Below are 10,436 nucleotides of genomic sequence, written 5' to 3'. Positions count from 1 at the left end.
GGTGGAGCTCGAACGGATCAACGTTGGGTGGTTCCGCTGGGAGTGGTTCCCAGCAGGGCAAGTTCCGACCTGTTGGGAAGGCCTTCCCAGTCCCCCGCGGTGCTCACGGCGAAGGCCCCGGTGAGGGCGCCGCGCTCCAGGCGGCCGGGCACGTCGGCACCGTCGAGCAAGGCGGACAGGTAGCCGGCGGTGAAGGCGTCACCGGCTCCTACCGTGTCGATGCTGGTGACCGGGACGGCCGGGACATCCCACCGGCCCTCGGCGGTGTGGACGCTGGCGCCGGCCGCGCCCCGCTTGACCACCACTTCGCGCACTCCGAGCCCCAGGATTTCGGCGACCATCGCCGATTCACCGGGGCCGGCTCCTGGCGCACCATCCGGTGCGGCGGCAACCAGGCCAAGTTCGTCGTCGGAAGCAATCACAATGCTGGCATGCCTCAGCAGCGGTGCCAGCACCTTCCGTGCCTCTTCCCGGGACCAGAGCTTGCTGCGGTAGTTGACGTCGATGGACACCACGGCGCCGGCGCCGGCGGCTTGTTCGGCGGCGTATTCCACGGCCTTCCGGGACTCCGGGCTGAGGGCGGCCGTGATGCCGGTCAGGTGGAGGATGCGGGCGCCCGCGTGGAGGGCAGGTTCCACATCCTCCGGGCACAGTGTTGACCCTGCGGAGCCGGAGCGGTAGTAGAAGGCGCGCGTCACGTCGGCGGTGCGTTGTTCAAGGAACATCAACCCGGTCCGGCGGGAAGCGTCCGCGCGGTGCTCCAGCCGCACCCCCTCGGCACGGAGTTGGCGGAGGATGAACTCGCCGTGCGGATCGGCACCCACAACGCCGGCCCAGGTGACGCTGTGCCCGAGCCGTGCGACGCCGACGGCCACGTTCGACTCGGCACCGGCCACGTGCATGCCCAGGGCGCCGCCGGCGGACAGGGGCCCGGCGGAGCGCAGCGAGACCATGGACTCGCCGAAGGTCAGGAGATCAACGGCTCCGGGCGCCGAGGGGTGTCCGACGGCGGCAGTCACCGCAGGCCCTTCGCGGCGCGCCCGTTGTATTCCGCGGCAAGGGCGACGAAGCGGCGCGCGCGCCCGCGCATGGCAGCAAGGTCGCCGCCGGATGCGGCGTCTCCGAACAGCGGGCCTCCCAGCCCCACCGCGATGGCACCGGCTCCCCAGTATCCGGCGGCTTCATCGAGTCCGACGCCGCCCACGGCGATGAAAGGGATGTCCGGGAACGGATCGCGCAGCGCCTTCAGATAGCCGGGCCCGCCGATGGAGGCGGGGAAAAGCTTGATTGCCGCGGCGCCGCGGCTCATCGCTTCGAAGGCCTCGCTGGGGGTGAGGGCCCCGGCCAGGACGGCAATGCCCCGACCGGCCGCCGCCTCGATGGAGGGAGCGAGCGACGGGGTGACTATGAACTGGCCGCCTGCGGATTCGACGTCTTCCGCGTCCTGCTTTGTCAGCACGGTCCCGGCACCCACGAAGCACCCGGCGGGAGCAGCTGCGCGCACCTCGCCGATCGCCTTGAGGGCCCCCGGCGTGGTGAGGGCGATTTCAACGTACTTGAAGCCCTCCTCCATCGCCGCGAGGGCGGCCCTCCCCGCGGCCGCGCCGTCCGTTCCGCGCACGATCGCCACCAGCCTGGTCCGGCGCACCCCGGCCAGCAGGTCCTCGGGGGTCAGGGTGTTCTCCATGCTGTGCTTCTCCTTTTGAGGGGTGTCCGTGTCCGTGCCCGCAGTCCAGGCCGTCACCATTCTGCGAAAGCGCCGTCCGGCTGGCGCCACACCGGACCCCGCCAGGCGTGTCCGCGCTTGTCCGCCGCCCGAACCACGGCTTCGTCGATCTCGATGCCCAGGCCGGGGCCGGTGAGCCGTTCGATGTGCCCGTTCACGAACTTCAGCGGCGTTTTGTCCACCACGTAGTCCAGGACCTCGGCGCCCTTGTTGTAGTGGATGCCGATGCTCTGTTCCTGGATCAGGAAGTTGGGCGTCGCGAAGCCCACCTGCAGGCACGCGGCGAGTGCCAGCGGCCCCAGCGGGCAGTGCGGTGCCAGCTGGACTTCATAAACCTCGGCCAGCGAGGCGATCTTGCGGACCTCCGTGATGCCGCCCGCGTGGGAGAGGTCCGGCTGGGCCACGGCGATGCCGGCCTGCAGCGCGGGCAGGAATTCCTGCCGGCTGTAGAGCCGCTCGCCGGTGGAGACCGGCGTGGTGGTGGACGACGTGAATTCCCGCAGGAGGTGGGTGTTCTCCGGGACCACGGGCTCTTCGAGGAAGAAAGGCCGGTACGGTTCCAGCAGCGGCGCCACTCGGCGGGCGTTGGCGAGGCTGAAGCGGCCGTGGAAATCCACGGCAACGTCGCGGTGCTCACCAAGGACTTCGCGGGCGGCGGCCACCCGGCGGACAACGCCGTCGAGCTCTGCAACCGAGGCGATGGGGCTCATCCGCCCGCTGGCATTCATCTTCACCGCGGTGAGGCCCACCTCCAGCTGCGCGCTGATCTGGTCGGCCACCTCGTTGGGTTCGTCGCCGCCCACCCAGCCGTACATCCGGATGCGGTCACGGACGTGGCCGCCCAGCAGTTGGTGCACGGGCGCGTTGAAGTACTTGCCGGCGATGTCCCAGAGGGCCTGGTCCAGGCCCGATACGGCGCTGGCGAGGATAGGCCCCCCGCGGTAGAAGGACCCTTTGGTCATCACCTGCCAGTGGTCTTCGATCCGCAGCGCGTCATTGCCGATCAGTAGTTCGGCGAGCTGTTCGACGGCGGTGCGCACCGTTTCGCTGCGGCCTTCGCACGTCGCCTCTCCCCAGCCGACAATCCCACTGTCAGTCTCGATCCGGACGAAGAGCCAGCGCGGCGCGACGAGGAAGGTTTCAATCCTGCTGATGAGCGTCATTTTTGCCTAGCCCTTGGTGGCGCCGGCGGTGAGGCCGGAAACGATGTATTTCTGCGTGAACAGCGCAATGATCATGATCGGGATGGTGACCACGGTGGCGGCGGCCATCAGGCCGCCCCAGTCGATGCTGGCGTAGGACACGAAGTCGAAGATGGCCACGGGCAGCGTCTTGGTGCTGGAGCCGGAAAGCACCAGGGCAAACATGAAGTTGTTCCAGGAAAAGATGAACGAGAGGATCCCGGCGGTGGCGATGCCGGCGACCGAGAGCGGCAGCGTGATGAGGCGGAACGCGCCGATCGGGGTGAGCCCGTCCACCTGCGCGGACTCCTCCAGCTCCAGCGGCAGGGAATCGAAGTAGCTCATCATGATGTAGACGATCAGCGGCAGGGCCACGAACATGTGGCTGAGGATCAGCACCTCGAAACGGCCCACCATCCGCAGGTTGGAGAATACGTAGTACCACGGCACCAGCAGGGACACGCCCGGGATCACGCGGGCCATCAGGACCACGAGGGCGGAGCGGTGCATGGTGAAACGGCTCATCGCATAGGCGGCGGGAACCCCAAGGACGATCGACAGCGCGGTGGAAACGAAGGCCACCCAGAAGCTGTTGAAGATGAAGACAAAGTAGTTGTTCCGCTGGAGGACGTTGGCGTAGTTCTCGCCGGTGGGCGTGAAGAAGAGGGCCTTGCCCGTGTCGTAGATGTCCACGTTGGTCTTGAGGGAGGCGAGGAACATCCAGAACAACGGGGCGAGGAGGAACAGCACCACGGCAATGAGTGCTGCAACCCGGAAGACCTTGTAGAGCCTGACGGACAGGGGCTTCCGACGGCGGTGCAGCACCTGGGGCGTTCCGGACGTTTGGCTTGGGGTCAGGACGGTCATTTGCTTACCGCTTTCTTGCGCATGGTCAGCAGCCACATCGAGCCGATGATGATCATGAAGAACAGGATCAAGACGGCGGAGGACAGCCCATACTGGTTGTAGTCGAAGCTCAGGCCGTAGGCGTAGACGTTCAGGGTTTCCACTTCGTTGAAGGATCCGCCGCCCTTGCCCTTGGTGGCGTACAGGATGTCAAAGGTCTTCAGGGCATCAATGCCGCGGAGCAGGATGGCAACGATCACGGTGGGCATCATGAGGGGCAGCGTGATGTAGAAGAAGCGCTGGAAGGCGTTGGCGCCGTCCACGCGGGCAGCCTCGTCAGGCTCATCGGAGAGGGACGTCAGTCCGGCGAGGAGGATCAGCACCACCATGGGGGTCCACTGCCACACGTCCATGAAGATGGTGGTGCCAAGGGCGGTGTCCTGGCCGGAAAGCCAGGGCTGCGGTGGAATGCCGATCATTCCCAGCAGCTGATTGGCGAAGCCGATGTTCGGATCGAAGATCAGGCGCCACATCATGCCGACGGCAACCGGGGTGGCCACCAGCGGAAGCAGGATTGCCACGCGGACCCACTTTTCGCCGCGGAAGGGACGCCACAGGAGCAGGGCGATGCCCATGCCGAGCACAACCTCGCAGACCAGCGCCACGCCGGTGAAGGTCAGCGTGCGGCCCACTGCCGGCCAGAACCGCTCCGTGTCGGTGAGGACAGTGAGGTAGTTCTGGAGGCCGATGAACTCCGTGGCGGCGCGGACGGAGCCCTGCGAATCGGTGAGGCTCAAGTACAGGGTCCACACCAGGGGGAAGACAATCAGGACGCCGACGAACATCATCGCGGGGGCCGCAAAAAGCCACTTGCGGTGCCGGTTGGACCAGGCGGAGATGTTCCCCCCAACGCTGGGAGGGCGGCCGGCGCTGCGGGCGGGAGCGCTGCGGGGAGCGTTCGTTACGGACATGGTTCACCTAAGGAGTTGGGGGTGCGGTCCGCGGCGGGACGGCGACAGGGCCGCCGTCCCGCCGGGCTGTGGTGCAGGGTGTGACCGACGCAGGCGCGGGCGCCTGCGGGGTTACTTCTTTTCGCTGTCCAGGAACTTCTGGAACGCTTCGTGGGCCGAGTCGGCTGCCGCGGAGGGATCGGCGCCGGTGATGCTGGCTACGATCGGCTCGCCAACAATTTCCCTGGCCTTGCCCACGGTGACAACCTGGGGACGGTCATGCCCAACACCGTTCTTCGCGCTCACGGCGATGGCTTCGGCGAGGTCCTTCGGGTAGGTGGAGGTACCTTCAGCGTTCGCCCAGACGGAAGTCCGGGGTCCGGGAACACCGGCCTTCTGCGCGGCCAGGGTACGTTCCTTGCCCGTTGCCCACTGGATGAACTTCCATGCGTTGTCCTGGTTGCTGGACGCCTCGTTGACGGCCAGGCCCCATGAGGGGATGTTGTAGGGCTTGGAACCGGCGGGACCTGCGGGCAGGGGTGCGAACCCAACAGTGTCCGCAACCTTGGACTTGGCCGGATCAGTGGCGTTCTTGTAGAGCGAGTCCGCCTCAGTGTAGAAGGCGGCTTTGCCCTGGGTGAAGATCGCCATAGCCTCGGGCCAGCTCATGTCCGTGCTGACGTTGGCAGGGCCGTAGTTCCTGATGAGGCCGCCGTAGTATCCGTAGGCCTTCTTTGCAGCGTCCGAGTTGACGGCGGACTTTCCGCTGGAGTCGGTGAAGTCACCGCCGAAGCTGTACAGGAAGCTGGAGAACTGGGTGACGGCGGCGGACTTGCCGGTGCGGGCCACGAAGCCGGCGACGTCGGGGTTGGACGCCTTGATGGCCTTGGCTGCCGCCTCGAGCTCCTCCATGGTCTTGGGAACCTGGAGGCCGGCGGCCTGCAGCAGGTCCTTGCGGTAGTAGAGGACCTCGCGCTCGGTGATGATCGGGACGCCTACAACCTTGCCGTCGGCGGTGGTGGCCTTGACCGGGCCTTCCTGGTAGTCCTTCCAGTCCCAGCCGGAATCGGAGGACACCTTTTCGGTCAGGTCGGCCAGGTAGCCGTTCTTGGCGAAGGCCTTGCCTTCCTGGAGCGGGCGGTACATCATCACGTCGATCTCGTCGCTGCCGGCGTTGAGCTTGACGTTGTACTGGTCCGAGAGCTGGTCTTCGCCGAGCTGGGTCAATTCCACCTTGAGCCCGCTGGACTTCTCGAAGTCCGGAATGGCTGCCTTGATGCCTTCAGTCCAGACGTGGTTGGCCAGCGTGACCCGTACCGTGCCTGATTCCTTGGCGTCCGTGCTTCCGCCGCCCCCGCTGCAGGCGGTCAGCCCCAACGAAAGTGCTGCGGCGACTGCCGCGTACTTCACGATTGAACGTCGCTTCATTACGACTCCCTTTGCTTTCTGAGGGCTGACGTCACTGTCCAGCCGCCCTACAAATGCATCTTTACATCTGCCTTGGGAGCGATCATATGGAAATAAGGCAGACTTAGACAAGCCCTTGCCAGCGAGCCGTATGATTTATTTATGAAAACCCCAAAGGCGGAGTCCCCTACCGACCTGCATGCTGCGTTGGTCGAGAGCCTGGGGCTTGGCATCGCCGATGGGCATTGGGCGCCGCATTCCGTCCTGAGGCTGGACGAGCTGGAGGGGCAGCACAACGTATCCCGGTCCGTGGTCCGTGAGGCCGCCAGGGTGCTGTCATCAAAGGGAATGCTGGAGTCCCGCCGGCGGTTCGGGACGATTGTGCAGCCTGAGGAGTGCTGGAATCTCTACGACCCGCAGGTGATCCGCTGGCGCCTGGCGTCCTCCCGCCGGCTGGAGCAGCTGCAGTCCCTCAATGAACTTCGCGGAGCCATCGAACCGCAGGCTGCCCGCCTCGCCGCCGAACGGGCCTCCTGGGATGCCGGCAGCGAACTCGTCTCCCTTGCGGCCAGGCTGTGGGCTGCCGGCCAACGCGGAGACCAGGAGGAGTTCCTCCGGCTGGACGTGGAATTCCACGCCGCGATACTCAAAGCCTCCGGCAATGCGATGTTTTCCCAGCTGGAGAACCTTGTGGCGGAGGTCCTCACCGGCAGGACGGAACACGGCTTGATGCCCCACTTGCCGCACCACGAAGCCCTGCAGCTGCACGTGGACCTGGCCAGCGCCATCCAGCGCGGGGAGGCGGCCGCGGCGCATGCGGCGATGAGCAGGATTGTGGAGCAGTCCACCGAAGAGATGAGCCAGATCTGGTCGAGCAACCAGGGCACGGCCGGCGCTCCGCCGCCCGCTTCAGGCCAGTCGGCCAGCTAGCCCCTGGCTCCTTCCCCGGCAGGAAAGGTGTTCAGTACTCGCCCTTGATCACGAAGTAGGAGCCGCGGATGACGCCTGCGAGCTTTGACTTCTGGCGCGCAAACCTGAAGCTGGACGCCAGTTCCTCGGGAACCTCCATCTCTTCGGACAGCTTGAAGCCAACGGCGCGCTTCGCCCCCTCCTCGATGCCGTACATGACGTTGATGGACAGGCCGGATTCGTAGAACACGTACGCCATGCGCAGGCCGTCCACTTCGAACGAGGAGACTTCCAGCGCGCGGGAGGAGATGGCGAGATTTCGTTCGGTGGCGAGGATGTGGTTGATGTACTCCAGGGTCTCCGGAGCCTCGCCGGCCGGCGTGACGGTGAAGTCGTGGCCGTACTTGGTTTTGTAGTAGCGCGCCTCGTTGGCCCGCAGCCCTGCCAGCGCCTCCGCGACGGGTGACGACTCCAGGCCTGTGGTGGACACGTTCTTGAAATCAACCGTGTAAGGCAATGGATCCTCCTGGGAATGGTCCTTCGCACATCGTCGCAGATCAGGAAGGAGAACGGGCCGGGATTTCTCCCGGCCCCAAGGCGGCTTAGCCGAGGTTCTCCACCAGCGAGACGTCCCGGACGGCGCCCTTGTCGGCGGACAGTGCCATGGCGGCGTAGGCACGAAGGGCCGGGGACACCTGGCGGTCCCGGTCCTTGGGCTTGTACCCGCCGTTGGCCAGGAGCTTTTCGCGGCGTTCGGCGAGGATTTCGTCGGATACCTGCAACTCGAGCGAGCGCTCACTGATGTTGATGCTGATGATGTCGCCGTCCTCCACGAGGGCGATGGTGCCGCCGGAGGCAGCCTCGGGCGAGATGTGCCCGATGGACAGTCCGGAGGTGCCGCCCGAGAAGCGGCCGTCGGTGATGAGGGCGCACTTCTTGCCCAGGCCGCGGCCCTTGAGGAACGACGTCGGGTAGAGCATTTCCTGCATGCCCGGACCACCGCGGGGGCCTTCATAGCGGATGACCACCACGTCGCCCTCCATGATGGTCTTGTTCAGGATCTTTTCCACGGCCTCGTCCTGGGATTCGCATACAACGGCCGGGCCTTCGAAGGTCCAGATGGACTCGTCCACGCCGGCGGTTTTCACCACGGCGCCGTCGATGGCCACATTGCCGCGAAGCACGGCCAGTCCGCCGTCCTTGGAGTAGGCGTGCTCCACGGAGCGGATGCAGCCTTCCGCGGCGTCGGTGTCCAGGGAGGTCCACTCGTTCGACTGGGAGAACGCGGTGGAGGAGCGGACTCCGCCGGGGGCAGCGTGCCACAGGGCCTTCGCTTCCTTGGTGGCCTTGCCGCCACGGACGTCCCAATCATCCAGCCAGCCGTCCAGGTCGGCGGAGTGCACGGAGTGGACGTCCTTGTGCAGGAGCCCGCCGCGGTTCAACTCACCCAGCAGGGCGGGGATGCCGCCGGCACGGTGCACGTCCTCCATGTAGTAGGTCTTGTCCTTGGCCACGTTCGGGGCCACCTTTGCCAGGCAGGGCACCTGCCTGGACTTGGCGTCCATCTCGGCCAGGCCGTAGTCCACGCCCGCCTCCTGGGCGGCGGCCAGCAGGTGCAGGATGGTGTTGGTGGAGCCGCCCATGGAGATGTCCAGGGCCATGGCGTTGTCGAAGGCCTTGGCGGTGGCGATGGAGCGCGGCAACACTGAGTCGTCGTCGCCGTCGTAGTAGCGCTTTACCAGCTCGACGATGGTGGCGCCGGCCTTCTCGTACAGCGCCTTGCGTGCGGTGTGGGTCGCGAGCACGGAGCCGTTGCCCGGCAGGGCAAGGCCGATGGCCTCCGCGAGGCAGTTCATCGAGTTGGCGGTAAACATGCCGGAGCAGGACCCGCAGGTGGGACAGGCGTTCTCTTCGATGAGGTTGATGTCCTCGTCGGAGATGGACTCATCCACGGCGTCGGCAATGGCGTTCACCAGGTCCAGGGAGCGCACAGAACCGTCGGTCAGGGTCACGCGGCCGGCCTCCATGGGGCCGCCTGAGACGAACACCACCGGGATGTTGAGGCGGAGGGCCGCCATGAGCATGCCGGGGGTGATCTTGTCGCAGTTGGAGATGCAGACCAGCGCGTCGGCGCAGTGTGCGTTAACCATGTACTCCACCGAGTCGGCGATCAGGTCCCGGGACGGCAGCGAATAAAGCATGCCGGAGTGGCCCATGGCGATACCGTCGTCCACTGCGATGGTGTTGAACTCGCGGGGCACAGCGCCGGCGGCGAGGATGGCGTCGGAGACGATCCGGCCCACGGGGGCGAGGTGGGTGTGGCCGGGGACGAACTCGGTGAAGGAGTTGGCCACGGCGATGATCGGCTTGCCGATGTCGGAGTTGGCGACGCCGGAAGCGCGCAGCAGTGCGCGGGCGCCGGCCATGTTGCGGCCGTGGGTGACAGTGCGTGAACGGAGAGGAGGCATGGTACCGATCCTGCCGTCCAGGCCGGCGCGGCGGAAGACAGTGGTGATACTAGTAGCAGGAGTACCAGACTACTAGTGTTAGTGGGCGTGAAAGAGGCAGGCGAGAAGCGCAAGGAACTGGGACTATACCTGCGGGCACGCCGCGACCAGGCACTGCGGTCCGAATATGGATTGCCGCCGGTGGCGCGCCGGCGCGAACGCGGACTCCGGCGGGAGGAAGTGGCCTTCCTTTCCGGGGTCAGCGTCACCTGGTACACGTGGCTGGAACAGGGCCGGGACATCAGGCCCTCCCGGGAAGTCCTGGAGGCCGTGGTCCGGACACTGCACCTTTCGGAGGCAGGCCGTTCCTATGTCCTTTCACTGGGCGGGTATTCCGTGCCGGTGTCCTCCGGTCCGGCAGCTGCTGACGCACCGGCGCACATCCAGCGGCTCCTCGATGCATTGGGGCCTAACCCGGCATTCGCGCTTGCCCCGGACTGGAGCGTTACGGGGTGGAACCGGCCCTACGCCGCCTTGTATCCCAACATCGCCAACGTGGCCGCCCCGGAGCGGAACCTGCTGTGGCTGGTCTTCACCGACCCCTATGTGAAGGAGCTGCTCCCCGACTGGGATGTCACCAGCAGGCGGTTCCTTGCCGAGTTCCGGGCGGAAGCGGGGCAACGGCTGGGCGATCCGGGCGTGGCCTACCAGGTGGAGCGGCTCAAGGAGACGAGTCCGGAGTTCAAGGAGGGCTGGGACCGGTACGACATCCTTGGGTTCGAATCCCGGGAGCGGCTGTTCCGGCACCCCTCGGTGGGGGTCATGAGGCTGGAGCACCACCAGGTTTCACCGTCGGACCGGCCGGACCTCCACATTGTCGTCTACACCCCGGCACCGGACAGCGAAGCGGCGGAGCAGATCCAGCGGCTTTTGGCTGTTGGAAGCTAGCTTCGTGGCGGCTTCGTGCTTG

10 protein-coding genes are annotated in these 10,436 nt (G+C 66.2%); 2 read left to right on the top strand and 8 right to left on the bottom strand.

Going from position 1 to position 10,436, the window contains the following annotated elements; all coding sequences use genetic code 11:
- Nucleotides 1-17: 17 nt before the first annotated feature.
- From FHJ30_RS01975 to FHJ30_RS01950, 6 genes are all read right to left on the bottom strand, one after another.
- Nucleotides 18-1,019: a sugar kinase gene (locus FHJ30_RS01975; RefSeq protein ID WP_240793541.1), complete on the bottom strand. Its 1,002-nt coding sequence runs from the start codon at nt 1,017-1,019 to the stop codon at nt 18-20.
- Nucleotides 1,016-1,687 (bottom strand): bifunctional 4-hydroxy-2-oxoglutarate aldolase/2-dehydro-3-deoxy-phosphogluconate aldolase, encoded by a 672-nt coding sequence (locus FHJ30_RS01970; protein ID WP_139027581.1) that lies wholly within the window; start codon nt 1,685-1,687, stop codon nt 1,016-1,018. The genes FHJ30_RS01975 and FHJ30_RS01970 overlap by 4 nt, the downstream gene beginning before the upstream one ends.
- Nucleotides 1,688-1,740: 53 nt before the next feature.
- The gene (dgoD, locus tag FHJ30_RS01965; RefSeq protein WP_139027580.1) at nt 1,741-2,889 is read right to left on the bottom strand and encodes a galactonate dehydratase; all 1,149 of its coding nucleotides are present in this window, start codon (nt 2,887-2,889) and stop codon (nt 1,741-1,743) included.
- A 6-nt stretch (nt 2,890-2,895) separates the two neighbouring features.
- The gene (locus FHJ30_RS01960; protein WP_139027579.1) at nt 2,896-3,774 is read right to left on the bottom strand and encodes a carbohydrate ABC transporter permease; all 879 of its coding nucleotides are present in this window, start codon (nt 3,772-3,774) and stop codon (nt 2,896-2,898) included.
- Complete coding sequence (locus FHJ30_RS01955) at nt 3,771-4,724, bottom strand: carbohydrate ABC transporter permease (protein ID WP_240793540.1); 954 nt, start codon at nt 4,722-4,724, stop codon at nt 3,771-3,773. Before FHJ30_RS01955 ends, FHJ30_RS01960 begins: the two co-directional genes overlap by 4 nt.
- Before the next feature lie 111 nt (nt 4,725-4,835).
- Nucleotides 4,836-6,131, bottom strand: coding sequence for an ABC transporter substrate-binding protein (locus FHJ30_RS01950; RefSeq protein ID WP_139027578.1), 1,296 nt, complete (start codon nt 6,129-6,131; stop codon nt 4,836-4,838).
- 141 nt (nt 6,132-6,272) lie between these two features.
- Between FHJ30_RS01950 and FHJ30_RS01945 the strand changes: the two genes are divergently transcribed.
- Nucleotides 6,273-7,040, top strand: coding sequence for a FadR/GntR family transcriptional regulator (locus FHJ30_RS01945; protein WP_139027577.1), 768 nt, complete (start codon nt 6,273-6,275; stop codon nt 7,038-7,040).
- Between the two features lie 31 nt (nt 7,041-7,071).
- On the opposite strand, the gene FHJ30_RS01940 is transcribed toward FHJ30_RS01945, so the two are convergent.
- Nucleotides 7,072-7,536, bottom strand: a complete 465-nt coding sequence (locus tag FHJ30_RS01940) for a phage tail protein (RefSeq protein ID WP_139027576.1) — start codon at nt 7,534-7,536, stop codon at nt 7,072-7,074.
- An 85-nt stretch (nt 7,537-7,621) separates the two neighbouring features.
- A complete protein-coding gene (gene ilvD, locus FHJ30_RS01935) occupies nt 7,622-9,487 on the bottom strand; it encodes a dihydroxy-acid dehydratase (RefSeq protein WP_139027575.1) in 1,866 nt (621 codons plus the stop codon).
- Between the two features lie 87 nt (nt 9,488-9,574).
- Between ilvD and FHJ30_RS01930 the strand changes: the two genes are divergently transcribed.
- Entirely contained in the window at nt 9,575-10,414 is an 840-nt protein-coding gene (locus FHJ30_RS01930) for a helix-turn-helix transcriptional regulator (protein WP_171058882.1), read from the top strand.
- Nucleotides 10,415-10,436: the final 22 nt, after the last annotated feature.

This window comes from Arthrobacter sp. BB-1 (genome assembly GCF_006151685.1).
Classification (GTDB): domain Bacteria; phylum Actinomycetota; class Actinomycetes; order Actinomycetales; family Micrococcaceae; genus Arthrobacter.
Note: the sequence above shows the minus strand (reverse complement) of the source record. Positions and strands in the feature narration are given on the sequence as shown.